Source organism: Aliiroseovarius sp. xm-d-517 (assembly GCF_013283135.1).
GTDB classification, from domain to species: domain Bacteria; phylum Pseudomonadota; class Alphaproteobacteria; order Rhodobacterales; family Rhodobacteraceae; genus Aliiroseovarius; species Aliiroseovarius crassostreae.
On sequence record NZ_WBXT01000001.1, the window covers coordinates 813,167 to 838,287 of the forward strand.

Below are 25,121 nucleotides of genomic sequence, written 5' to 3' on the forward strand. Positions count from 1 at the left end.
CCACTCATACCGCTTTGGCCCCGTCGCGCAGGAGTTTCCAGATGATGGCGTCCAGAAGCGCCTCAAACGAGGCATCCACGATGTTCGGGCTGACGCCAACCGTCGACCAGCGGTGCCCGGCCCCATCTTCACTGTCGATGATCACGCGGGTCTGCGCCTCGGTCCCGCCTTGCGTGATGCGCACCTTGAAGTCCACCAGCCGCATGTCATCAATGATCGACTGATAGGGACCCAGATCTTTGCCAAGCGCCTTGGCCAGCGCGTTGACCGGACCCCGATCGGTGCCGCTCTCATCCATGCTTTCTGAGACCGACAGCTTCTTTTCGCCGCCTATCTTGATCACCACAATCGCTTCGGACAGGCTGACCATCCTGTTGCGCTTGTTCTTGCGCCGCTCAACCGTCACCTTGTAGCGCTTGACCTCGAAAAACTCGGGAAGTTGCCCAAGGACCTTGCGCGCCACCAGTTCGAAAGACGCCTGTGCGCTGTCATAGGCATACCCTTTTTCCTCACGCTCTTTCACCCGCGTCAGGATATCCGCAAGCCGCGGATCCCCCTTTTCGACCGTGATCCCGGCATCCGCAAGCCGGGCGCGCAGGTTGGATTGCCCCGCCTGGTTCGACATCGGCACAATGCGCGTATTGCCCACTGTTTTCGGCGGGATATGCTCATACGTGGTGGGATCTTTCAGAATGGCACTTGCATGAAGCCCCGCCTTATGGGCAAAGGCCGACGCACCAACGAAGGGCGCCGCCTTGTTGGGCACCCGGTTCAGGATGTCATCAAGCTGGCGCGACAGGCGGGTCAGCCCCTTCAAGGCCTCCCGGCTGACCCCAAGATCAAACTGGCTGGCATAGGGTTCTTTCAACAGCAGTGTCGGGATCAGGGTGGTCAGGTTGGCATTGCCACAACGCTCTCCGAGCCCATTCAGCGTGCCCTGAATTTGCCGCGCCCCCGCGTCGATCGCGGCCAGCGTGCAGGCCACCGCATTGCCGGTGTCGTCATGGGTATGGATGCCAAGGTGATCGCCGGGAATGCCCGCATCTATGACGGCCTTCGTGATCTCGAACACCTCATTCGGCAGCGTGCCGCCATTGGTGTCACACAGCACAATCCAGCGCGCACCAGCGTCATGAGCGGCCTTCAGGCAGTCGATCGCATAGGTGGGGTTTGCCTTGTAGCCGTCAAAGAAATGCTCGGCATCATAGAGCGCCTCGCGCCCTTGCCGCACCATGTAGTCCATCGTGGCACGAATGTTTTCGACGTTTTCCTCAAGCGTGATGCCAAGCGCGGTGGTGACGTGAAAATCATGGCTTTTGCCCACCAGACAGACCGCAGACGTGCCCGCATTCATCACCCCCGCCAGCACATCGTCGTTTTCGGCTGAACGCCCGGCCCGTTTGGTCATGCCAAAAGCGGTAAAGGTCGCGCGGGTTTTGGGCGCCTTGTCAAAGAACTCGCTATCCGTTGGGTTCGCCCCCGGCCAGCCACCTTCGATGTAATCAATGCCCAACCCGTCCAGCGCCTTGGCGATCTGGGTCTTTTCCGCAAAGGAAAACTGAACACCCTGCGTCTGCTGCCCGTCGCGCAGCGTGGTATCATAGAGGTAGAGCTTCTCGGTCATCTGGCGCCTCTCGTGTCATCATCATCGCCCCCGCTTTGCGCCCGGCCCGAGGGTGGGTGCGGTTTCGCGCCCGCCCTGGGGGGCGGGGCGGGCGCGAAGCGGGACACGCCCGCGAGTCAGTGCCTAAATCCCGTCCAGCTTCGCCGCATCGAATGTCGGGCCGGGTTCCAGCTCCACCCCGTCTTTCGACATGCGGATCTGTACACCTGCCTCAGTCAGGGCGGCTTTCAAAGCATCCACGGCAGAGAAGTCCTTGGTTTCCATTGCAGTCATACGGGTTTCATGCAGCTTGTTTTCTAACAAACGAAGAACCCGATCATCTCGAACTGGAACCGTACCTTTTACAATCGAGGCGAAGTCTGTCAGCTTAAGCCCGAGAAAGTCCAAGGAAGCACGCAGTCCACCAGCATCACCTTGCTTGTATAAGTCATGCATGAAGGAAATTGCCTTGGGTGTGTTTAGATCATCAGCAATGGCATTTACCAGATCTTCCGGAATGGGCGTCTCAGTCTTAGGGGAAATGGCAACAAATGCACTCCACTTTTCAAGCGTTTTGATAGCCTCACCGCGCTTTTTCTCGGTCCAGTCCATCGGCTTGCGATAATGGGTTCCGAGGAAGACAAAGCGGATCACCTCGCCGGGCACGCCCTGGTCCAGCAGGTCGCGCACGGTGAAGAAATTGCCCAGGGATTTGGACATTTTCTTGCCCTCAACCTGCAGCATTTCATTATGCATCCAATAGCGCGCGAAATCGCCTTCCGGGTGGGCGCATTTCGACTGGGCAATTTCGTTTTCATGATGCGGGAATTGCAGGTCGTTGCCGCCGCCATGGATATCGAAAGACGCGCCCAGCAGTTCCAGCGACATGGCAGAGCATTCGATGTGCCAGCCGGGGCGGCCGCGCCCCCAGGGGCTGTCCCAACCGGGCAAGTCATCACTGGACGGTTTCCACAGCACAAAATCCATCGGATCACGTTTGTTGTCCGCCACTTCAACCCGCGCCCCGGCGATCATGTCATCCACCGACCTGCCAGACAGCGCGCCATAATTGTCATAGCTTTTCACGGAAAAGAGCACATGCCCCGCCCCGTCCGGATAGGCGTGCCCCTTGGCAATCAGCTCCTCGATCATCGCGATCATCGGCGCGATATATTCAGTTGCGCGCGGCATCTGGTCGGGTTCCTGCGCACCCAATGCGCCCATGTCCTTGAGATACCAGTCAATGGTCTCGTTCGAGCGTTCATGCACCAGTTCTTCAAGCGTGCCCTCGGCGCCGGCCTCTTTGCGGGAAAGCGCGGTGGCGTTGATCTTGTCATCCACATCGGTGAAATTGCGCACATAGGTCACATGATCCGCGCCATACACATGACGCAGCAGCCTTTGCAGAACATCAAACACCACAACAGGACGCGCATTGCCCAGATGGGCGCGGTCATAAACGGTCGGGCCACAGACATAGAGGCGCACATTTTCGGGGTCCAGCGGCTCAAACACCTGCTTGGCGCGTGCCTTGGTGTTGTAAATCTTAATCTCTGTCATATCGGCCTCTTGTCCCGCCCCATGCGGCGAATTGTATACGTCTGGACACACCACTTTTGTGGCGGGTTTAGCGACTTCACATTGATTTGGAAATGAAGAAACGACCCGCCGAGATATCTCAGCAGGGAATGCAGCAAATAATGAGGGTGCTTGTCCGTTTCATGAGGGCTTGGTAGCAAGGTTTTGGTCCCAGAGCAAGTTTGGAGTGTAGGATGTCCCGAGCCTTTGCAACCGCGCTGTGTCACGCCCTGCCGGGCGCAGAGCTGACCCATCCATTTGGGAAAACGCCCGAGGATCACGATATCTGGAAGGTGGGAGGCAAGATCTTTGCGGCCATGTCCGTCGATACGGATGGCGTTTCGGTGAAATGTGCCGATGTGGCGACAGCAGACATGCTGAAAGAGGCCGGGGTTGCGGAGAAGGCGCCCTATTTCCACAAATCCTGGGTGCGGGTTCCGTTCGGGGCGGGCGAAAATGAACTTCGTCACCGGATTGAACGCTCTTATGAGATTATTCGCAAATCCCTGAGCAAAAAGCTACAGGCAACCCTGCCCCCCTGGGAGGATGGCTAAAGCGTTTTAAGTTTACCCCGAAACGCTTTAGGCCTGAGCCGCATTGGTTTTCACGGCCAGCACGCCCTTTGCCCAAAGCTTCAGGATCCGGAAGGCGATCGGCGGAACGATCAGCGTGGCGAAAATCAGGCTCAGCCCCCCGAGCAGACGGAAAACCTCTCCACCGCCCGCAAGCCAGGTGATCTGCATCAAGGTCGAGAACGCCACCAGAGGGAAGGTAAAGGCGCTCCAGAATGGGCTGAACCCATCCGCCGTCAACCAGCGGGCGGAGGCCACCAGCACCGCAAAAACCACAATTGCGACCCACGCCAGAGCCTGTCCAAATTGCGCATCCCCCAACAGATAGGCCACCGTTCCCAAAAGGCTGACGGGTGCCAGATGGATGGCCAGAAGGGGGCGCAGAGGTGCGGGAACCGTTTTCTTTGCAAAGGCCAGTGCACTGGCCCCATAGATCCCGGCCGCAATCACAAAAGTAACCCAGAACACGGCCTGCGCATAGATGTGCAAACCAAGCGGCAATGCGGCGATTGGCCCGACAATGAAGCCGACAAAGGTGAGGTGCCAGACAGGTGTGACCGCCCGCCCCTCTGGCGCGGACGCAATGAGAATGCGCAACACTGTCAGCACAACAGCCAGATGCCAGAGCCCGGCGAGACATAGGGTCACCAATGCCCAGAACGGCGAATAGATGACCAAGGCCGCCGCCATCAGATACCCCGCCAGCCCCATCGAGGCGAGACCGGCCCGGCCCGGAAGAACCCGCAGATCTTCAACGAACACACCGGGGCGCCGGGTGAGCTTGATCAGATAGGCCGCGACCGAAAACAGAAAAAGAAGCGTCACAGCCCCCAGGATCATCTCTCCGATTTCCGATGGCATCGCAAAGCTTTCAGAGGCGCGGCGCCATGCCAGCCCCAGTCCGAACAAACCAAAAAGCGGTGGGAACATGGCAGGAGGGGTGCGCTGGAACAGCCCGGCCTTGGGCGGGATCGGCTTGGGCGCAGGAAAATACGGTGCTTTCTTCTGTGGCGCGTCAGACATGCTGGGATCCTTTGGTGTTTCCAATTGGATAAAACGCAGGCTGCGCAGAGGAAAGGGTGAAACCCCCAGCTTGCCTTTTTGCCGCAGGCAATCGGTCGGGAGATCCGGTCAGAGATCCTGTTGCAGCAAGGCCTGCCCTGCTGCCACCCCCAGCCGCCGGGCGAGGTCTTCGAACATCGGATCAAACCCCAAGAACAGAACATCGTTCAGATGCCGTCCCGCTGGGCTGTCGGATATCTCGGCCAGCTCTTCCAATGCCTGTTCAGACAGCGGACCATATGCGAGCGACAGATAACCATAAAGCCACTCGGCCGTATCAAGCCGAAGTGCATCTTCCTCGCTCATGACCTCATCAAGAATGGCGCGTTCATCCAGCACCATCCCCTCATTCGGGCCCGATTGCGCAAAGGCGGTGAGGAATGCGAAATTGCTGTTGAGCGCCCCGACAACATTGCGCTCGATCAGCTCCCCATCCCGGATAAGTCTGCGGATAAGATCGGCGCGCGCGCCCACATTGCCACCACCATACCAGGCCTCTCGCGCGGCTTCGTCCACCCCCGGCGCAAGATAGGCGCGCCGGGCTGAAATCTCGAGGTCGATCACCTGTTGTCCGGCCTCGCTTTCGTAGTAAGCTAGGACCGCGCCCAGATCACGCCCAACCATTGCCTGCTGCAGATCGGCGCGCACCTGCGCTGTCATCCGCTCCAGATCATAGATCTGATCCACCTCGCGCTGCCAAAACCGATCACTTGGCCGCCCAGTCAATTGCTCTGCCGCCTCAAGCGCGTAGCTATGGCCCTCTTCGCGCACGATTGTCAGGGTTTCCTGCAGGTGCAGCGCGTTCCAGAACCGGTCGAATGAACTGGCCTGCGCCGTCGCCACACTGGGCAACGCCGCCCCAAGCATCACAGAGTTGCCATCACCCTTAGGGCCAGAACATGCCATCGACGGACAGGTTGCATTAAAGCTCCGATTCCGGTTGCAGACGGCCAAGCTGGGTGGCCAGACGTTCATAACGATCCGCCATGATCTCGTATTGCACGGCGTTCAGGATTTCATAGACCTGCATCATCTGGGGCGATTGCAGAGCGGAAAGATAATCAATCAGCTCCTGAACGCTGAGGCTGCGATAGGTATAGGCGTTGGCGACAAGGCCATGAACCTCAATGCTCCGCCGCATCTCTCCTTGTTGCGCCATCAGCATACCGCGCAGATCCTCTTCGCCAATTTCAAGATCCGTTGCGCCCGCAGCCGCGGCCGCCATCAGATAGCGGACCTGGATTTCGACAATGGACCGGATCGCGACATCAGTGCTTCCAACCGATTGCGACATTGCCTTGAAGACATCAAGGCGCGGGCTTCTTTCCTCAAGCAGCTCATCGACAAGTTTTTCGCCCTCGGTCTGCCGGATTGCGTCTTCAACCATGTGGCTTTCATTCTCAACCGCCACGACGCGTTTTCCCAGATCGCTGCCATAAAACACCACACCATGATCAAGCAGATCCGCAGGCATCACCGCTTCGATCATGTCAACCGCGTCATCGACCATCTTGTCAGGAGCAAAGACCTGCTCTGCCAGACGCACCCAATTGCGCCCGAACTGATCCGGGGCGGCCCCCGTCAGCGCAGGCCCAGCCATGGCCCCTTGTTGAATTGAGGCAATGGCCACATCAAAGCCGGTCACCTCAAGAAATTCGCGAATTTTGTCCCGATCCGCGCCCGGCTCGCTGCCTTGCGCAAAGCTTGTCTGGGCCGGGGAAACTGCGACCAGAAAGAGGGTCAGAATAAGGCTAAGAACTCTTTGAAACATCTTTGTTTTATCTCCGTACACAAAGGCAGGTTTACAAAAGCCTAGACTGCGGGCGGGATCCGGACAAGGGGGACAAAAAACCAAAGGAGTGGAAAAGCGCCGACTTTTCTTCCTCATTTCAGACTTTTCTCAAAATTGGGGGTTGCGCATCCGGTTTAGTCGATCTAAATCCCCCTCACCCCCCGCGGAGAGGTGCCGGAGTGGTCGAACGGGGCGGTCTCGAAAACCGTTGTGGGTGCAAGCCCACCCAGGGTTCGAATCCCTGTCTCTCCGCCATTTTATCCCGACCTTGCTCCTTAACATTGATGTGAAGCGCCCAGTCGCATTGTTAGGCTCACTTCACAATCGCTTTGCTATCGGTTGAACAACAGATGGGTCTGTTTCTGGATGGGCCAAAACTGCTTTTTTGCTTTTTGCGTGAAAATATTTAGTCACCAACTCTCCATTCTGAAAGCACTTAGGGCGCAGACTGCCGCTCATAGCATTGACGAAATAGTCCGACATTCAAATTCCGTTGCCTCAGACACCAACTCCAATACACAACACTACCTTTACATCGGCTTGCCCGATGACAGCACGCCGGAAGGTGAACTCAGGTGGCCGCGAATTGTCGGATCAATTTGCAAACTTTTTGCAGAATAAATGCCGCACCGTTCAATCGCTTCTCGCGCAGTTATGCGCTCATCGAGACGTTTCCAAATTGTCTTGGCCGCATAGGGATGCGCATAGGGCCGCCATGCAACTCCCATTGTGACACCACGCAGATATTTCAGCTGTTGACGATGTGCAGAATAAAGAATGGTTTGCGCAATACTGCCCTCGCGCGTGCGCTCATGCTCGGTCACAAAAATCCTGGTTCCGCGCATGGTGACAAGCCCATCATATCGAGAAATCTGGCGGATACTTTTGTCCACTGAAATGGCGTTTTCATAGGATCGACAGGTAATAAACCCATCTTTTTCACCGATCCGGATCAGTGAAACGAAGATCTTTCCTTCCCAGGAAGGCGTGCAGAAGTGAGAATGATAAAAGCCCAGATAACGACGAAGGTTTTTCTGCTGCCCTCGATAGGGAGAAAGGAAAGCGTCAGTTGTGTTTTCGCCGGTGCCCAGAGCGGCACTCCGCAATATGTGATCCAATTCTGCCGGATCACCAAACAGTTGCTTCTCGTTCAAGTCAAAATGGCGGGCAATACGGCGCAGATTATGTGCGGATGGCATCGAACTGCCGTTCAGATACCGATTAAACTGTTGTCGGTTGATCCCAATCTCACGACAGATCTGAGAAATGCTCCCATGCTCAGCGCAAAGGAATCTCAGGTTTTCAGAGAAATTTTCACTCATAGGGTCAAAACCTTTCGCGAATTGACGCGGGTTAGATGCAAAAAGCGTCAATTCACATAAGTTTGCACAATTTATTTTCCATGTGAAGCAGTCATTCTCTTTGCAATCCAAGTTTGAAGGCCCAGTGGATATGACGACAGAAAAGATCGAAAACCTATGGATTCCACTGCCGGATGGACGACAGCTCGCAGCGCGTCTCTGGCTGCCGGGAACAGCCCCATCGCCGGCCATCCTGGAATATCTGCCCTACCGCAAACGCGATGGCACCGCGTCGCGAGATGAAACCACCCATACCGTGTTTTCCGATGCAGGTTATGCCTGTATCCGGGTCGACATTGCGGGAACCGGAGACAGCGCAGGTCAGTTTGACGACGAATACTCCGAGCAAGAACTGCGTGATGGCGAGGCCATTTTGGATTGGATGGCCCAGCAAGAGTGGTGCGACGGCAATATCGGCATGATCGGGATTTCATGGGGGGGCTTTAACGGGCTGCAATTGGCCTTTCGTCGCCCTCCCTCACTGAAAGCCGTGGTTACCGTTGCGTCAACCGCTGATCGTTATGCGGATGACATCCATTTCATGGGGGGCTGTCTGTTAAGTGACAACGTCAACTGGGGCAGCCAGATGTTTGCTTATCTCACCCGCCCCGCCGATCCGGAATTGCGGCCGGACTGGCGCAAGGATTGGATCGCGCGGATGGAAAATGTGCCGTTTTCAGCCGCAGATTGGCTGCGCCATCCCTCACGGGATGCGTTTTGGAAACATGGATCCGTTTGCGAGGATTGGAGCGCGATCAAAGCGCCGGTTTTGGCAATCACAGGCTGGGCAGATTCATATGTGAACACCCCTGCTTCGCTTGTCGCCAATCTCAATGCCCCAAGCAAAGCTCTGGTTGGCCCCTGGGAGCATCGCTATGCGCATTTGTCCAAACTTAACCCTGCGGATTTTCATTCCGAAGTGATCGGCTGGTTTGACCGCTGGTTGAAGGGCGAGGAGAACGGTGCCGAAGATCTGCCAGACTATCGCACCTTCATGCAGGAGCATTTCAATCCCGTTGCCCAAAACGGCCCGCGCAAGGGGCGCTGGATTGCCGAAGACAAATGGCCCTCTCCGAATGTGACCCCTCGGGTTTGGCATCTAATCCCCGGTGGGTTTTCCGAACACCCCTCATCGGAAGTGATCCCCGTTTCCAATCCGGCTCATCTGGGCCAAGCCAGTGGCTATTTCTGCCCGGGGATGCGGATAGACAATGAGCTTGCGGGGGATCAATCTGAGGACGACGCGCTCTCAGTCTGCTTTGACACCGACCCTCTGAAGGCCCCTCTTGAGCTGCTGGGGCGAGCCGTGCTGAAGATCCGGTTCACCGTGGATAAACCAGTGGCACAGATTGTTGCGCGGCTATGTGATGTGTCTCCTGAAGGGGTATCGCAGAGGATCACCTATCGCCCTCTCAACCTGTGTAGCCATAAAAGCTTTGAAACACCTGAGCCCTTGGAACCTGGGCAGCTTTACGAAGCAGAAATCGAACTGAATGAATGTGCACATCATTTGCGAGAGGGCCATGTGTTGCGCCTTGCCCTCTCAACGTCATACTGGCCCATTGTCTGGCCCTCACCGGAAAATACAAACGTTTCTTTGAACCTCGAAGGGTGCGCCCTTGTGTTGCCGGTGCGGGAGGTTGCGCAGGAAATGGACCCAGCACCGCCCGGTCCCGCTTTGGACCATCCTGTTCTGGATTGCGAAACTCTGCGTGCACCTACTGGCACGTCAGAACAAAAGGTTACGGCAGAAGGCCGCGCTGTGCTTGATACCTTTGACGACTACGGTAAGTCACTCGACCCCGATCACGGATTGATCACCGGGAGTGATGTGCGGATGCATTTCAGCATTCACCCCAACGACCCCACCTCTGCCAAGTTTGAGACCTGCTGGAATTTCACGTTCGAACGGGAGGGTTGGCAGGTCGCCATCAAAACCGAAAGCCACATGCATTGCGATAGGGAGAACTTCTACCTTCACAGAAAACTAAGCGCCACCGAAGGCGCAGATGAAACCAAAGTCCTGATGAAGGAATGGTCACAAACCATTCCCCGCGGACTTCTTTGAATTGCTTCCAGGGAGGAAAAGAACATGAAAATCGAATGGACAAAGGCGCCAATGGGGCGTCGGAGTTTCCTGAAGGGGGCCACCGCATTTGGGGCCGCTACAGCCTTGCCAATAGGGTTGGCGGAAACTGCTTTTGCGGCAAGTGACGGCGTGCTGCGGGTGCGTGCCTATGGCGATGCGCCCAACATGGACCCGGCGCACAGCGTTGGCGTGACCGAAGAAGAGGTGCATGCCGCAATCTACAACAAGCTGATCCAATACAAGCCCGGTCGCGAATGGGATTGGCAAATGGATGCAGCCTCGATGATCGAACAGGTTGACCCCACCCACATCAAGTTTGCCCTGCGCGACAACATTGGCTTTACCAATGGCTTTGGCGCCATGACCGCCGAAGACGTGAAATTCAGCTTTGAACGCATTATCGCCGACGCCACCGAAAGCCCGAACAAACCGGACATGGGGCCGCTGAGCCACGTTGAGGTGACTGGCGAACGTGAGGGCACCATTGTTCTCAAAGAGCCCTTTGCCCCTCTCTGGTCCATCGCGCTGCCCTATATCACCGGCAATATCGTTTCCAAGAAGGCCGTTGAGGCCGCCGGTGGGCGGATTGGCAGTGACCCTGTGACCGAAAGCGGACCTTATCTGCGCTCCAGCTGGGCCGCCAAGGAAAAAACCGTGTTGCAACGCACCCCGGACTGGAAAGGCGACGCACCCGCCTGGGATACGATCGAGATCTTGCCGATTGATGATGAAAACACCGCCGAGATTGCATTTGAAGCGGGCGAACTGGATTTCACCCGTGTCTCGCTCGGGTCCGTGGATCGGTATCGCGGGGGCGTGCCAAATGGCGGCACACTGGTTGAAAACCCGTCGCTTTATTACGTTTGGCTGGGGATGAACCTGGATCATCCGAAATTGCAGAACCAAAAGCTGCGTCAGGCCATTCAACACGCCATTGACGTGCCGACCGTGCTGGAAGCGTCATACTTCGGTGCCGCCGCTCCCTCGACTGGTATCATCGCGCCGGGGCTTGCGGGCAACCGGGCGCAGGGGCTGGTGCCGCCTGAAGCAAATATCGAAAAGGCAATGGCACTGCTGGCAGAGTCGGGCGAAACCAATGTTACCCTCACCCTCGATATTCTGAACAAGACCACATACACCACTATGGCGCAGGTCATTCAGGCGATGCTGGCACAGATTGGCATTACACTTGAGGTGAATGTTCTGGAAAGTGGCGCCTTCTGGGCCAGTGGCGACAATGAGAACTTGCAGCTTGTGCTGAACCGTTTCTCGATGGCACCGGATCCGTCTTACGCGACCGCCTGGTTCATCGAGGAACAGGCAGGCATTTGGAACTGGGAACGTTTCCGCAATGCAGAGTTTGACCAGCTGCACGTAGAAGCCGCGCAGGAAACCGACAACGCGAAGCGCGATGCGATGTATCAGCGTGCGCAGGACCTGATGGAAGAAAGCGGAGCCTATCGTTTCCTCACCCATGAGGCCACCCCGGTGATCCATTCTGCCCGCGTGGCTCCGGCCTTGCGTCCGGATGGGTTGGCGCTGCTGCGCTATTTCGGAAAAGCCTGATCTCTCCCCGGGCTTATGCGCGGCTGCCGCTCTTCCCGGAGGTGGCCGCGCAATTCATTCCTGGCTCAAAAGGTGCCTGACCTCATGTTGCAATATGCCCTTCGCAGATTTGCCCTTGCCGCACTAATTGTCTTCGTGGCGGTGACCGCCATGTTCTTGATGATCCGTGCTGTGCCCGGTGATCCGGTTCAAATTATGCTCGGCCCGCGGGCCACGCCCGAGTTGCAGGCGCGGCTGACGGCCGAGCTGGCACTGGATCAGCCGATCTGGCGGCAATTGGTCATTTTCTATGGAAATCTATTGCAGGGCGATCTGGGCACCGATGTGTTTTCCGGCCGTTCCGTGACCAATATCGTGTTTCAGCAACTACCGCATACGCTATCGTTGATCTTTGCCTCGATCCTGTGGTCGGCGGCACTTGGAATTGGCCTTGGCGCTTATGCAGCAGCCCATCCGAACACATTGATTGACCGGGTCACCGCCGCCATATCTGTCGCCTTCGTCGCCGCCCCCGCCTTTGTGGTTGCCCTGTTGTCCCTGCTGATCTTTGCGGTGAAGTTGCAGTGGTTTCCCGCCATTGGCGTTGGGGAAGGGTTTTGGGGCAAGCTCGATCACCTTGTCCTTCCTGCCTTCGCCATTGGTCTGAGCTGGGTGGGGTATGTCGCCCGATTGGTCCGCGCGTCGATGCTTGAGGTCATGGGGGAAAGCCACATCCGCACAGCCCGCGCCTTCGGCATTAGCGAGCGTCGCGTTGTGCTGAGCTATGCTCTGCGTATCGCCATCCTGCCCGTCGTGACCGTGATCGGTGTGGGCATGGGTTTTTTGCTCAGTTCTGCCGTTTTTGCCGAGATCGTTTTTGCCCGACCGGGCCTTGGCAAGCTTGTGATCGACAGCATCACCACTCGAAACTACCCGATTGTGATGGGATCCGTGCTCGTTTCCACAACGCTGTTTGTGGTCTCAACGGCGCTGGCCGACCTGATCAACGCCTGGCTCGATCCTCGTGCCCGGACCGCAACCTAAGGAAGCCGCAGACATGTCAAAATCTCGCTCTGAACTTAGCCTGATCCTGACCGGTGTCGCCCGCGACCCACTGGGGCTGATGGGATTGATCATCGTGGGCACGATCATATTCTGTGCCCTGTTTGCCGCTTGGATCACCCCGCATGATCCGATTGGCATGAACATCAAGGATCGCCTTCAAGGACCGTCCCTCACCTATCTCCTGGGCACTGACCAGCTGGGGCGCGACACGTTTTCGCGGGTAATCATGGGGGGGCAAGTCGCCCTTAAGGTCGCCCTACCCGCGGTGTTTGGCGCGATGATCATCGGGCTGACCCTGGGCATGATTGCGGGATACGGTCCAAAATGGCTCGACAATCTCCTGATGCTGTTCTTTGACACCATCCGCTCGTTCCCGACAGTGATGTTTGCGCTGGCGGTGGTGGCGCTGGTTGGACCGTCTTTGCAAACCGTTGTCTTTGTGGTCATGGCCACGTCAATCCCGACCTACGGGCGAGTGGCCCGCACCCAGACACTGACCCTTCGCAATTCAGAGTTCATTCTCGCGGAACGCTCGATGGGGGCCAGCATGGCGCGCATCCTCGGCGTCCATATGCTGCCCAATATTATTGGCGTTCTTGCTGTGCTCGCCGCGATGGACATCCCGACCGTGATCGCGCTTGAAGCCGGGCTGTCCTTCCTTGGCCTTGGCGTAAAACCCCCGACCCCAAGCTGGGGCGCCCTGCTCAAGGACGGGTATGCTCTCATTCGCCAAACCCCCTGGCTGGTGGTCGGGGGCGGTCTTCCGATCATCCTTGCAACCCTTGGCTTTACCTTCCTGGGTGAAAGCCTGCGCGACGTGGTGGATCCGAAATTGAGGAAACAGCGATGAGCGATACACTTCTAAAAATTGACAACCTCAGCGTGGATTACGAAACCGCACGAGGGGACCTGAAGGCACTGCGCGACATCACCTTCGATGTGAACCGCGGTGAAATTGTCGGCATCGTGGGCGAAAGCGGTTGTGGCAAGTCCACGCTGATCTCTTCGATCCTGCGGCTGACCGCGCCAAACACGCGGTTTCGCGAGGGCGAAGTGCGCTTCAAGGGGCGTGACCTGTTGACCCTGCCGGAACGCGAGATGCGTGCCCTGCGCGGGGCCGATATGTCGATTGTGTTTCAGGATCCGATGCAAACCATAATCCGGTGCTTTCGATTGGCCGGCAGATGGTGGATATTCAGCATCGCTCATCCGCATCCAAGGCAGAAAAACGCACCCGTGCTGCCAAAATGCTGGGCGCTGTGGGGATCCCCGATCCCAAGGCACGGCTGGACCAATTCCCGCATGAGTTTTCCGGTGGGATGCGCCAGCGGATTGCCATTGCCATGGCATTGATGTCTGAACCGGATCTGTTGATTGCCGACGAACCCACAACCGCACTGGATGCCACGCTGGAAGTGCAGATCATCGAACGCCTGCAGGAATTACAGCACGAGCTGCATTGCGCGATCCTTTTCATCTCGCACCACCTTGGCGTGATTGCTGAACTGTGTGACCGGGTGGTGGTGATGTATGCGGGTGCCGTGGTGGAAAGCGGCGACGTGCGCGAGATTTTCCACCACCCCAAACATCCCTACACCCGCCGCCTGATTGATTGTGACCCCGGCCACATCAACACACGCGCCCGGGTTCTGCCAACCATTCCGGGTGAAGTGCCTGATTTGGCCAACCTGCCGGGGGGCTGCATTTTCCGCGACCGATGTGATCAGGCGCTGCCGCGCTGTGCCGAAAAAGTGCCGCCGCTTAGGCAGCTTAAAGACGGACATCAAGCTGCTTGCTGGCTGAACCATGAGGAGGCAACCACATGACCCTTCTGGACGTGAAAGACTTACACACGAGCTACGGTGCCGTGAATGTATTGGCCGGGGTCAGCTTCAAGGTAGAGCCGGGCGAAACCTATGCGCTGGTGGGCGAAAGCGGATCAGGGAAAACCACGGTCATCCGCGCGATTGCTGGACTTGCCCCTGCACAGGAGGGCTCGGTTCTATTTGACGGTCAACAGATCCGCGGCTTGCCGGAGCGTGCCATGCGCCCCTTGCGCAAGGACATTGCGATGATGTTCCAGGACCCGGTCGGCAGCCTGTCTCCGCGCCTGACAATCCGCAGCCTGATCACCGAACCCTACCGCATTCAGGGCATGAGCGACCGGGATCTGGATGCGGAAGCAAAGCGCCTTCTCGAAATGGTCAACCTGCCCGCCCATTTTGCCGACCGCTACCCCTATCAACTGTCAGGGGGCCAAGCCCGTCGGGTCGGCGTGGCGCGCGCCCTGGCGCTGGAACCGAAACTGATCCTCGCGGATGAACCCACAGCCGGGCTGGATGTCTCGGTTCAGGGCGAACTTTTGAACCTGATGAACGAGCTTCGCGAAAAGCTGGGATTGGCGATGGTGATCATCACCCATAACCTTAATGTGGTGCGCCATGTGGCCGATCGGATGGGGATTATGTATCTGGGGCGACTTGTTGAAGAAGGGGACACCGAAACCATCTTTGCCGATCCACGTCATCCCTACACGCACTGCCTACTGTCTGCGAATCCGGAACCGGACCCGGATGCACGACTTGATCGCATTGCGCTTAAGGGGGAACCGCCCAGCTTGCTCAAGCGCCCTTCGGGCTGCGAGTTCCGTGAACGCTGCCCCTTCGCAAAACCCTTCTGCACCAATGTTCCGCAGTGGGAGGTCGAAAACGGGCACGGGTTGCGCTGCCTTTCCCCAATGCTTGCCGGAAAAGCCGCTTAACCCCTGCACTTCTCACACACCAACCACGTATGAGAGCCCCTTGTTCTGAGCTGAGATCAAAGATGACATCAACACTCTATTTCAATGGCCCGATCCTGACGATGGACGCGCACAACACGATGCCAGAGGCCGTCCTCACGGAAGGGCAGACCATTCTTGCGGTCGGATCGGAAGCCGAACTTCGCGCAGTCATGCCCAAGGACTCGTTGATGCATGATCTTGACGGGTGCACCATGATCCCAGCCTTCATTGATCCGCATGGCCATTTCCCGGACCCCGGTTTCATCAAGCTGTTTCGCGTCAATCTGGCCGCTCCGCCACGGGGCGATTGCACTGACATCGCATCCGCATTGACCTTGTTGTCACAGAAGGCGACCCAGACCCCCGCCGGTGAGTGGGTGATGGGTGTTTCGCTGGACAATACCGCCATTGCCGAAGGCCGTCTGCCGACACGGGACGAACTTGACCAAGTTTCGACCGCACACCCGATCTGGGTGATCCACGCCTCGGGTCACAATGGATCTGCAAACTCGCTTGCCCTTCAGATGCAAGGCATAGATCGACATACGCCTGACCCTTTGGGTGGACGGTTCGGCCGCGACCCCGATACCGGCGAGCTCACCGGACTGATTGAAGGTATCTCGGCGATGGGGGAGATGGGCAACACGGATTTCCTGATCGACCGGGATCGGTTCTGGCAAGGATTCAATGCCACACGGGACGAGTATCTGACGCATGGGGTGACCTATGCCCAGAATGCTTGGGCCACACGGGAAATGCTGGACCATTTCGCTTCATTACCTGCGAATGAGGATCCCGGGTTTGACCTTATGCTTTTGCCAATTGGAGAGCTTGAACCAGCGCTAACTACGGGTGCCGATGCCATCAGTTGGCCGGGCAATCCGCATTTCACGCTGGGGCCGAGAAAGCTCTTCACCGATGGTGCGTTCCAGCTGCAAACCGCTTATCTTAGCGCTCCCTACCATAAACCACATGATCCCGCTCATCCTTGCGGCATGCCCTATGTCAGCGAAGAAGATCATCGGGCTCAGGTGAAAAAGCTGCATGATCTTGGGTATCAGATCCACTGCCATTGCAACGGGGATGCAGGCGCAGAGATGTTCATCAATGCGGTTGAAGAAGCCCTGCGAGGGGCTCCACGTGCGGACCATCGTCATACGATTATTCACGGGCAGACTCTAAGGGATGATCAGCTGCAGCGGATGGCAAAGCTTGGCATCACCGTCAGCTTCTTTTCCGCCCATATCCATTTCTGGGGGGACCTTCACCACGATACGCTGCTTGGGCCGGATCGTGCCGCACGGATTTCCCCCACGGCCTCAGCGGAAAAGTTTGGCGTGCGTTACACGATCCATAATGATGCCTCTGTCACGCCGACACGCCCAATCCACCTCGCACATTGCGCCGTGAACCGCATGACCTCTGGCGGGCGCGTTCTGGGGGAGGAGCAGAAAATCGGCGTCATGTCGGCCCTGCGGGCACAAACCATTGATGCCGCCTGGCAGGTTTTTCAAGAAGACAGCCGGGGATCAATTGAAACAGGAAAACTGGCCGATTTTGCCATCCTGTCGCGAAATCCGCTGGAGACACCAGAGCGTTTGGTCGAGACGAAAGTTTCCACGACGATCCGTCGGGGAATGATCACGCATTGAGCTGATCACATCACAAAGGGCGCGGGAATTCCCAAATGACACGCAAGCGGATTGCCATTGCCGGGTTCCAACATGAAACCAATTGCTTTGGCGTGACCAAAGCAGGTCTTGCGGAATTTGAAATGGCGGATTCCTGGCCCGAAATGCTGTCCGGAGCATGCGTCTTGTCTGAGACGCGCGGTATGAACCTCCCGATTGCGGGCTTTGCCTCGGCCGCCGAAGAGGCCGGGTTTGAACTTGTGCCCATCCTCTGGTGTGCCGCCGAACCCTCAGCCCATGTTACCAATCAGGCGTTTGAAACAATCACTGGCATGATCCTACAAGGGCTAAGGGAGGCGGGTCCGCTCGACGGAGTTTACCTTGATCTGCATGGGGCAATGGTCACCGAAAGCCTCGCAGATGGAGAAGGAGAAATTCTGCACAGGGTGCGAGAATTGGTTGGGCCGGATGTCCCGGTGGTGGCCAGCCTCGATCTGCATGCAAATATCTCGGTGACTATGGTGGAGCAGTCTGATTTTCTGACCATTTTTCGCACCTATCCTCATCTGGACATGGCACAAACCGGTGCACGGTGCGTTCCGATGCTGAACCGCCTTATGAACGGAGAGCGACCTCACAAAGCTTTTCGTCAGGTGCCCTACCTCATCCCCTTGCACGCACAATTCACAGGCATCGCTCCTTTTGACGGCTTGTATGGCCTGCTTCCAGAGTTGACCGACAGGGGTGTCCACGCTGAGATTGCGCTTGGTTTCACTGCGGCGGATTTCCCCGACACCGGTCCGTCTTGTGTGACATATGCCGAAACGCAAGAAATGGCACATAAAGTGGCAGATCAGATTCTGACCCGGTTTCAACACATCGAATCCGAGATTGATCATTCCATGCTGTCTCACGATGAAGCCGTTCAAGCCACACGTCACAAAAGAGACAAGCCATTGATATTGGCCGACGTTCAGGACAACCCCGGTGCAGGCGGCACCTCTGACACCACAGGGTTACTCAGGGCGCTCATGGACGGGAAATGCCAAAAGGTCCTAATGGGATTACTGCATGATCCCGAGACCGCCGCCAATGCTCATGCAGCGGGATTGCATGCCAAATTTCGCGCCCGACTTGGAGGCAAATCAGATCTCGCAGGTGTGACGCCGATCGAATGCGAGGTCGAAACTCTGGCATTAAGCGACGGATCTTGCCGCTATACGGGTGAAATGTATGGCGGTGGAGTTGCGACATTGGGCAAAAGCGCGGCACTCAGGCTGATCGGGTCAGACGCCAGCATTGATGTTGTCGTCACAAGTCTCCGCAACCAATGTCTTGATCTGGCGCATTTCACACATTTCGGGTTGGATCCCCGGCAATACAGAACCGTGTGTGTCAAAAGCACTGTGCATTTTCGGGCGGCATTTGATCCGATTGCCAGCGATGTGAGATCCGTCTCCTCACCTGGTGCATTCATTTGCAACATTGGTGATATCTCATATCGAAACCTCCACGAAAATAAGGCACGGTTCCACAAAGCAGCCATGGGTGCCAAGTTCCGAGAATGACCTGTGCCCCATATTTCAAGACAAAGCCTCGTTTCTAAACGAAGCGTGAGTAGCGCAGCTCACTCTACTCGCTATGACACTTTTCTATGACACCCCTGCCCGCTTTCGATGCCGAGATTGCCGAATTCGCCGCGACCAAGTCCTTATTTTATTGATGTGAGCGATCTGGCTATGTCCTCAGAAACGGTCTCGAAAACCGTTGTGGGTGCAAGCCCACCCAGGGTTCGAATCCCTGTCTCTCCGCCACTATTTCCCTTGAGATTGCTTGAAAAGCCCTCCCTCAACCCGGCGGGATTGTCAACGACCCATCGCCTTGTTGAACTTGGTCAGGAACAAATCTCTGCCCTTGATGAGAGAGGTGGGGATATCCCCGACAGTCAGGTATGACAGGTAAGACGCGCCACGTTTCGGCCCGAGAGGAAGCAGGATCGGCGGACGCGCCCACGGGGTATACGGCCTCAGCTCCTCGACCGTTTTCCTCCTGAGTAACGCGCGAAACGTCTTGATCAGCCAGGGCAGCTGTCGCGTGGTGGCCACCACGGTCATCGCATCCCCGATATCCGCAACATCACCCGCCGCAAAAACGTTGGGATAGCGCGAAGGGCGCATCCAGACATCCACTTTGACCCGGTTACAGCTGGCGATTTTCACACCTGGCAGGCTGGTGAGAAGATCAGATTTTGCCTCGGCCCCCAGAGCGGGAAAAACAAGGTCGGCCTCCAGCTCCTGCCCATCTGCCAGTTGCACCTTTCCCGCATAGGGTATGGTTCGATTTTCAAGATCAGCTGCGCGCTGCCCAAACTGGATCTTAACACCTGCTGCGTGAAGCTTTCTGGTTATTGTTTTCCCGAGTGACTGGGGAAATTCCGGAAACAGCCGGGTGGCGCCGGAAATCAGGGTAAGCGTCTTATCTGGAAAGGCGTGAGAGATTTCGCCAGCCAGTTCCACCCCAACGGCCCCTGCCCCCACAATCAGGACCGAGCGGGCATCCAGCAGTTGCGCATGGACCCGATCCAATTCCTTTCTGAGTTCCAGAAGATCGTGGGATTGCGGCCGAAACGGCACCGCGTTTCTGGCCCCTGTCGCCACCACGATAAAATCTGCCGGGACGGTTTCCCCTCCCTCCAGACGCACACCGTCGGGCAAAACCTGCGTGGCCCGGGCCCGTATGACCCGGCCGTGTTTCAACAGCTTGTCATAAGGGATCAGCGCCCGATCCAGAAGACCAGGATTGACCACGGCCCGCAACATGGCAGGCGCATGGACAAAATGGCTTTGCGCTTCGATCAAGGTAACATCGGCCAGCGCGTCCAGCGCCCGGGCCAGTTCGAAACCGATAAACCCACCCCCAATGATCACAACGCGTTTCGACAAAAAGACGGCTCCTGTTTGATGCTGATTGCGAGGCCCGTTCGGGGTCACGCCCCTCTCTTTTGGCACAGGGAACCATCGGGGAGCCATAGGTATTCCCGGACTGAGGCAGAATTCCAGCCATCAGCATGCACCTGCACAAGCGCAGCTTTGAAAGTTATGGCTGTAAAAAAGGTGTGAGCTTGACGCTCAAGACCTGCCCAGAAAATCTTGCGGGCAGGCCTAGCTGGATCAGGCAGCGTTTTGCGCGTTTGCCACAACCACATCAACGACGACATTTTCAAAATCGTCCACCGCACGGCCTTCAAGCGTCATCACCTTTACCGAGCGGTAGAACATGTCGACACCGGTCCCGTCAGCGTTTTCCTGGAAACTCACGTGATCGGGGGACGGGTCATCATCTTCAACGATCACGCCGAGAGTGTCCAAACCGCTTTCGAAATCGGTCACAACCGGCGCGTTGCCTTCTTCGGCGCCGTTTTGGATCGCATAGAACATATCGGCTTTTTCGCCGCCTATCAGAACGTCGGACGCCCCACCGACCAGGGTGTCTGCCCCCCACCCTCCGGACAAGGTATCCGCTGCAAGGTCATCGATTATGTCCGTGCCATCCGACGAAAAGCTCCCGCCCCAAAGCGCATCAGCGCCTTCATGGCCAAACAACTGATCTTCGCCGTCGCCGCCAACCAGAATATCGTTGCCTTTGCCGCCGCTCAGCAGGTCATTCCCCGCCCCGGCAAAAAGGGCATCATTGCCCGCACCGCCGTAGATCTCGTCATCTCCTGCACCCGTGCTTGCAACATCGTCGCCATCACGCAGAGTTACCAAAGTGTCGTTCTTGCTGTTTTGCTCGTTGACCACATCAGCATCTGAACTGCCGTTGACCGTCACAGGCCCGTCACCATTCGAACCACTGTCGTCCGTGTCCCCGCCATCACCATCCGTCACCGTCACATCAGGGGTTTCAGCATCTTCCACCTCATCATCATTGTCGGACCAACTGTCGATGATAAAGCCACCTGCAACCAGGGGGATCAGGGCAAACAACCACAACATGGCGACTCTCCAATTTCATTTTTCAATTATGAATAGAACGTAAAGAGCCAACCTGTGGTTGACAATGTCAAAATCGGGCAAAAATATGGCGCCTCGTTTCCCAATCAGAAACAGTTGCATTCTGCGGGTCTTGCCCCCTCAAGCCGCGGTTGGCATTTCCGCAACTTTTAGCTTCAGAAAACTGAAATCCATTCCCTGCGTGGTCAGGTTGTCCCCGGCCACATGAACAATTGCCTCCTCCTCGCCAGCCTGAATGGTCAAAGCAATCCCCTCAGGCGTCGTTTCGGCACTGACCTCGACCTCGTCTCCATCGTCAACACCCTGAAGGTAAATAATAATCTGGTCTTCATCCGGATCAAAATCTTCGATACTGGGAACATCATCATTGTTCATGTCATGAATAAGATGAAGGCTGTCCGCGCCTGCGCCCCCAATCAGCGTTTCATCACCATAGCCGATCAGCGTGTCGTTCCCCTCTCCTCCTTTCAGAAGGTCAGGAGCATGATCGTCGAACACCTCACCATAGGTTTCGCCCAGCGTATTACCTGACAGGAAGTCATCCCCTGCCCCCCCCTCAATCACATCTTCCCCACCTCCGCCAATGGCAACATCATCACCTTCCCCGACAGAAATGAAATCATCCCCTTCGGTGCCGACCACGGTGTCATCCCCTGCATGCGCCACAAGATCCAGCCCCATGTCCTGAGAGCTTTTATCAATGAGATCATCCCCTTCCGAAGGCTTGTCACTCACCTCCTCAAGGCTTCCCATCATACCCAGAGCCAGGCCAAGCAACGGCAGAACCAGCGCGACACCAAACATTTTCAACCTCCAGCACAGCGAACTTTCAGTGGCAGGCTGGAGGGAAATCTCTAAAAAACGACTAAATGGAGAATTGTTTCCAAATTAAAAATAATCGGAATTTGTCTAAAATTGTATTTATCGACATGACGCCCCGCCACAAACGAAAAAAGCGGGCCGAAACCCGCTTTTCCAATCCCGAAAGGTATTGGGGTCAGCGCGGCGCCATGCGGATTGCTCCATCCAAGCGGATCACCTCACCATTCAGCATCGGGTTTTCCACGATATGCCGGGCCAGAGCGGCAAACTCATTCGGATCGCCCAGACGGGACGGGAATGGGACCTGCGCGCCAAGGCTGTCCTGAACTTCCTGCGGAAGCCCCGCAACCATCGGTGTTTTAAAAATTCCAGGCGCAATGGCCATCACGCGGATGCCGTCGCGCATCAGGTCACGCGCCATCGGCAGGGTCATGCCCACGACCCCCCCTTTTGACGACGCATAAGCCAGCTGACCAATTTGCCCGTCAAACGCTGCGATGGAGGCGGTATTCACGATGACACCCCGTTCTCCGTCCTCGGTAACCGGATCGGCAGAGGCCATGCCAGCCGCCGCCTGACTGGCGCAGTTGAACGTACCAATCATGTTCACGGCAATGACTTTCGCAAACAGGGCCGCATCATGGGCCACGCCCTTGGACTGGGTCTTGGCCGCAGGTGCAATCCCGGCGCAGTTCACCATGATCCGTTCCTGACCATGGGCTGAGCGCAGCGTTTCAAACCCCGCAGCCACAGACGCCGCGTCAGACACATCCACCTTGGCAAAGGCACCACCAATTTCTGCGGCCATGGCCTGCCCGGCATCTTCGTTCAGGTCAAAAATTCCAACTTTGGCCCCGGCTTTGGCAAGTGTACGGGCAACGGTGCCCCCCAGGCCTGACGCCCCACCGGATACGACGGCAACAGTGTTTTCGGTAATCTGCATTTGGGTCTCCCAACCTCTACCACGGCTCAGTCCGATCCCGCTTAACAGGAATTGCACAACCGTTCAATTCAGCGGAAAAATGACGCAGCGTCCTGCATCCGGCACGCTTTGCCCCCATCCACAGGTCCAAGCGACTGCATGGCTGCAAACTGGGTCAGATAGACATCCCCACTGAGCGATTTAAGGAAATAGGTGTGCGACAACCGGTCCATGACCGGTCCCTTGACCTCAGAAAGGCTGAGAGTGATCCCCATGTCCCGAAGGCGCAGGTTCAGCTCCTCCAATGTCTCAAGCGCTGAGAGGTCAATCTCATTCACCGCTGAACACATCAGGACGACATGCTTAACCTGCCCACGAGAAACCCGCTCCAGAAGATAGTCTTCGATAAATCGGGCATTGGCAAAATAGAGGTTTTCATCAAGACGCAGGGTGACAAGGGCCGGATGGGTCCAGACATCATGCCGGTCGATATTGCGAAAATGCTGGGTGCCAGGCAGCAACCCGACCTCGGCGATATGCGGGCGCGAGGTTTTGTGCAGGTAAAGGACAATCGACAGAACCACCCCGGCAGAGACGCCAAGCTCGACCCCGAACCCGAGGGTCAGCAGGATGGTGACCAGAACGGCGGCAAAATCCCCGCGATGATACGACCAGGTTGCCCGCAGAATTTTGAAATCCACCAGGCTGAGCACAGCGACAATGATCGTGGCAGACAGCGTGGCCTTGGGCAGAAAATAAAGAAACGGCGTCAGGAAAAGTGCTGCAAGCGTGATGCCAATTGCCGTGAACGCCCCCGCAGCCGGGGTCTCGGCCCCCGCATCGAAATTCACGACCGAACGCGCAAACCCGCCTGTGACCGGATACCCACCACTCATGGCGGCTGCGATATTCGAAGCGCCAAGCCCTACCAGTTCCTGATCGGGCACAATGCGCTGGCGTTTCTTTGTGGCCAGCGTCTGGGCCACGGACACGCTTTCGACAAAACCGATGATCGAGATCAAAAGCGCAGCACCGATCAGGTCCGACCACAACCCGAGATCGAAACTGGGAGAGGTCAGCGGGGGCAGCCCCTGCGGCACCGCCCCGACAATTGCAACTCCGCGCCCCTGCAAATCGAACTGCCATGAGAGCCAGGCCGTCACGACCACCGCCCCAACGGGCCCGGCTTTGGTCAGAATATCAGCCAATCGCGGACTGGCGCCCAACCGGGTTACCGCAGATCTCAGCCCCTTGCGCACCCAAAGCAAAAACGCCACGCTCCCCCCTCCAAGGGCAAAGGTGATCAGGTTGATCTCGTGCAGATGGGTCAGGATTGTCGACACGATCTGAAACAGCGAATGACCATTCGCCTGAATGCCAAGGATATGTTTCAGCTGACTTGCGGCAATCAGCAGGCCAGAGGCGGTGATAAACCCTGCAATCACCGGATGGCTGAGGAAATTGGCCAGGAAACCAAGACGAAACACCCCCATGATCAGAAGAATGCCCCCCGACAAAAACGCCAGTGTCATAGCCGCCAGTGCGATCTGCGCCGGATCACTCAGCCCCAGCTTGCCGATTGCCGCGGCCGTCATCAGACTGACCACCGCAACCGGCCCCACCGCAAGCGCACGAGAGCTGCCAAATATCGCATAGGCAATCAGCGGAAGGATCGAGGCGTAAAGCCCCATTTCCGCAGGCAACCCGGCCAGAAGCGCATAGGCCAGAGATTGCGGGATCAGCATGATGGTCACGATCACTGCCGCCATGGCATCCGCCGACAGGTCCTGACGGCGATAGCTGCGCCCCCAATCCAATATCGGAATGTGGCGGGACAGGCCCGCCCGGCAGGGTTTCAAATCAAACATGGAAAATCCGGGGAGAGAAACAGGATTGAAAACGCCCCGCCAATGGGCGGGGCGGGATAGGTTATCGGTTGGCTTCGCAAGTCATCCAAAGGATTTCACAACGGGTGCCAGAGCGGCAATAGGCAAAGATCGGCCCCGGGGCTTCCTCCATCAGCCGGGTAAATTCGCCCATCACTTTCAAGGCGTCTTCGCGGTTGCTCATGGGCAGGAAAGAAGTTGCCATGCCTTCCGCTTTGGCAGCCGCCTCGATTTCGGCCCAGCTCGGCTGTCCCGGGTCTTCGTTATCAGGTCGATTGCAGACCAGGGTCGTAAACCCGGCCTGTTTGATCGCCGCCACATCCGACACCGCGATTTGCGGCGCCACGGTCACGCGGTCGCTCAGCTTCTTTGCCATCATTTTGCTGCCCTCATTTTTC

At 57.0% G+C, this 25,121-nt stretch carries 21 protein-coding genes, 1 tRNA gene and 1 pseudogene; 11 read left to right on the forward strand and 12 right to left on the reverse strand.

Annotated elements, in window-relative coordinates; translation table 11 throughout:
* Positions 1-4: 4 nt before the first annotated feature.
* A complete protein-coding gene (gene cimA / locus XMD517_RS03850; RefSeq protein WP_173488032.1) occupies positions 5-1,624 on the reverse strand; it encodes a citramalate synthase in 1,620 nt (539 codons plus the stop codon).
* Positions 1,625-1,747: 123 nt separating this feature from the next.
* Entirely contained in the window at positions 1,748-3,163 is a 1,416-nt protein-coding gene (gene cysS / locus XMD517_RS03855; protein WP_173487043.1) for a cysteine--tRNA ligase, read from the reverse strand.
* A gap of 212 nt (positions 3,164-3,375) precedes the next feature.
* On the opposite strand from cysS, the gene XMD517_RS03860 reads away from it, so the two are divergent.
* Positions 3,376-3,735, forward strand: a complete 360-nt coding sequence (locus tag XMD517_RS03860; protein ID WP_173487042.1) for an MmcQ/YjbR family DNA-binding protein — start codon at positions 3,376-3,378, stop codon at positions 3,733-3,735.
* A 27-nt stretch (positions 3,736-3,762) separates the two neighbouring features.
* Here XMD517_RS03860 and XMD517_RS03865 read toward each other — a convergent pair whose 3' ends face one another.
* The 3 genes from XMD517_RS03865 to XMD517_RS03875 form a co-directional block, all read right to left on the reverse strand.
* Positions 3,763-4,776, reverse strand: a complete 1,014-nt coding sequence (locus XMD517_RS03865; protein ID WP_173487041.1) for a tellurium resistance protein — start codon at positions 4,774-4,776, stop codon at positions 3,763-3,765.
* A 108-nt stretch (positions 4,777-4,884) separates the two neighbouring features.
* Positions 4,885-5,685, reverse strand: coding sequence for a DUF2059 domain-containing protein (locus XMD517_RS03870; RefSeq protein ID WP_173488031.1), 801 nt, complete (start codon positions 5,683-5,685; stop codon positions 4,885-4,887).
* Positions 5,686-5,737: 52 nt separating this feature from the next.
* The gene (locus tag XMD517_RS03875; RefSeq protein ID WP_173488030.1) at positions 5,738-6,586 is read right to left on the reverse strand and encodes a DUF2059 domain-containing protein; all 849 of its coding nucleotides are present in this window, start codon (positions 6,584-6,586) and stop codon (positions 5,738-5,740) included.
* A gap of 186 nt (positions 6,587-6,772) precedes the next feature.
* Between XMD517_RS03875 and XMD517_RS03880 the strand changes: the two genes are divergently transcribed.
* Positions 6,773-6,862, forward strand: a tRNA-Ser gene (locus XMD517_RS03880).
* Between the two features lie 275 nt (positions 6,863-7,137).
* Here the strand turns inward: XMD517_RS03880 and XMD517_RS03885 are convergent.
* Positions 7,138-7,929, reverse strand: coding sequence for a helix-turn-helix transcriptional regulator (locus XMD517_RS03885; RefSeq protein WP_173488028.1), 792 nt, complete (start codon positions 7,927-7,929; stop codon positions 7,138-7,140).
* Positions 7,930-8,059: 130 nt separating this feature from the next.
* On the opposite strand from XMD517_RS03885, the gene XMD517_RS03890 reads away from it, so the two are divergent.
* The 9 genes and pseudogenes from XMD517_RS03890 (at position 8,060) to XMD517_RS03925 (ending at position 18,648) form a co-directional block, all read left to right on the forward strand.
* Complete coding sequence (locus XMD517_RS03890) at positions 8,060-10,036, forward strand: CocE/NonD family hydrolase (protein ID WP_173488027.1); 1,977 nt, start codon at positions 8,060-8,062, stop codon at positions 10,034-10,036.
* Between the two features lie 24 nt (positions 10,037-10,060).
* Entirely contained in the window at positions 10,061-11,623 is a 1,563-nt protein-coding gene (locus XMD517_RS03895; protein WP_173488026.1) for an ABC transporter substrate-binding protein, read from the forward strand.
* A gap of 84 nt (positions 11,624-11,707) precedes the next feature.
* Positions 11,708-12,646 carry an ABC transporter permease gene (locus XMD517_RS03900; RefSeq protein WP_173488025.1) on the forward strand — a complete coding sequence of 313 codons (939 nt, stop codon included), beginning with the start codon at positions 11,708-11,710 and terminating at the stop codon, positions 12,644-12,646.
* A gap of 13 nt (positions 12,647-12,659) precedes the next feature.
* Positions 12,660-13,517, forward strand: coding sequence for an ABC transporter permease (locus XMD517_RS03905; protein ID WP_173488024.1), 858 nt, complete (start codon positions 12,660-12,662; stop codon positions 13,515-13,517).
* Positions 13,514-13,753 (forward strand): annotated as a pseudogene (locus XMD517_RS15675) (ATP-binding cassette domain-containing protein); the annotation flags it as partial. The gene XMD517_RS03905 and the pseudogene XMD517_RS15675, both read left to right, overlap by 4 nt.
* Positions 13,754-13,851: 98 nt before the next feature.
* Positions 13,852-14,493 (forward strand): ABC transporter ATP-binding protein, encoded by a 642-nt coding sequence (locus tag XMD517_RS03910; RefSeq protein WP_254450019.1) that lies wholly within the window; start codon positions 13,852-13,854, stop codon positions 14,491-14,493.
* On the forward strand, positions 14,490-15,428 hold the full coding sequence (locus XMD517_RS03915; protein WP_173488023.1) for an ABC transporter ATP-binding protein: 939 nt from the start codon (positions 14,490-14,492) through the stop codon (positions 15,426-15,428). Before XMD517_RS03910 ends, XMD517_RS03915 begins: the two co-directional genes overlap by 4 nt.
* A 62-nt stretch (positions 15,429-15,490) precedes the next feature.
* Complete coding sequence (locus XMD517_RS03920; protein ID WP_173488022.1) at positions 15,491-17,101, forward strand: amidohydrolase; 1,611 nt, start codon at positions 15,491-15,493, stop codon at positions 17,099-17,101.
* Between the two features lie 35 nt (positions 17,102-17,136).
* Entirely contained in the window at positions 17,137-18,648 is a 1,512-nt protein-coding gene (locus tag XMD517_RS03925) for a M81 family metallopeptidase (protein WP_173488021.1), read from the forward strand.
* Positions 18,649-18,945: 297 nt separating this feature from the next.
* On the opposite strand, the gene XMD517_RS03930 is transcribed toward XMD517_RS03925, so the two are convergent.
* The 6 genes from XMD517_RS03930 to XMD517_RS03955 form a co-directional block, all read right to left on the reverse strand.
* Positions 18,946-20,022, reverse strand: coding sequence for an NAD(P)/FAD-dependent oxidoreductase (locus tag XMD517_RS03930; protein ID WP_173487032.1), 1,077 nt, complete (start codon positions 20,020-20,022; stop codon positions 18,946-18,948).
* Positions 20,023-20,250: 228 nt separating this feature from the next.
* Positions 20,251-21,075, reverse strand: a complete 825-nt coding sequence (locus XMD517_RS15805) for a calcium-binding protein (RefSeq protein ID WP_173487031.1) — start codon at positions 21,073-21,075, stop codon at positions 20,251-20,253.
* 138 nt (positions 21,076-21,213) lie between these two features.
* Positions 21,214-21,897 (reverse strand): calcium-binding protein, encoded by a 684-nt coding sequence (locus XMD517_RS03940; RefSeq protein WP_173487030.1) that lies wholly within the window; start codon positions 21,895-21,897, stop codon positions 21,214-21,216.
* A gap of 193 nt (positions 21,898-22,090) precedes the next feature.
* Complete coding sequence (locus XMD517_RS03945; RefSeq protein WP_173487029.1) at positions 22,091-22,858, reverse strand: SDR family NAD(P)-dependent oxidoreductase; 768 nt, start codon at positions 22,856-22,858, stop codon at positions 22,091-22,093.
* A gap of 68 nt (positions 22,859-22,926) precedes the next feature.
* Positions 22,927-24,705, reverse strand: a complete 1,779-nt coding sequence (locus XMD517_RS03950) for a SulP family inorganic anion transporter (RefSeq protein ID WP_173487028.1) — start codon at positions 24,703-24,705, stop codon at positions 22,927-22,929.
* Between the two features lie 61 nt (positions 24,706-24,766).
* Complete coding sequence (locus XMD517_RS03955; RefSeq protein ID WP_139231508.1) at positions 24,767-25,102, reverse strand: TIGR01244 family sulfur transferase; 336 nt, start codon at positions 25,100-25,102, stop codon at positions 24,767-24,769.
* Between the last annotated feature and the right edge of the window lie 19 nt (positions 25,103-25,121).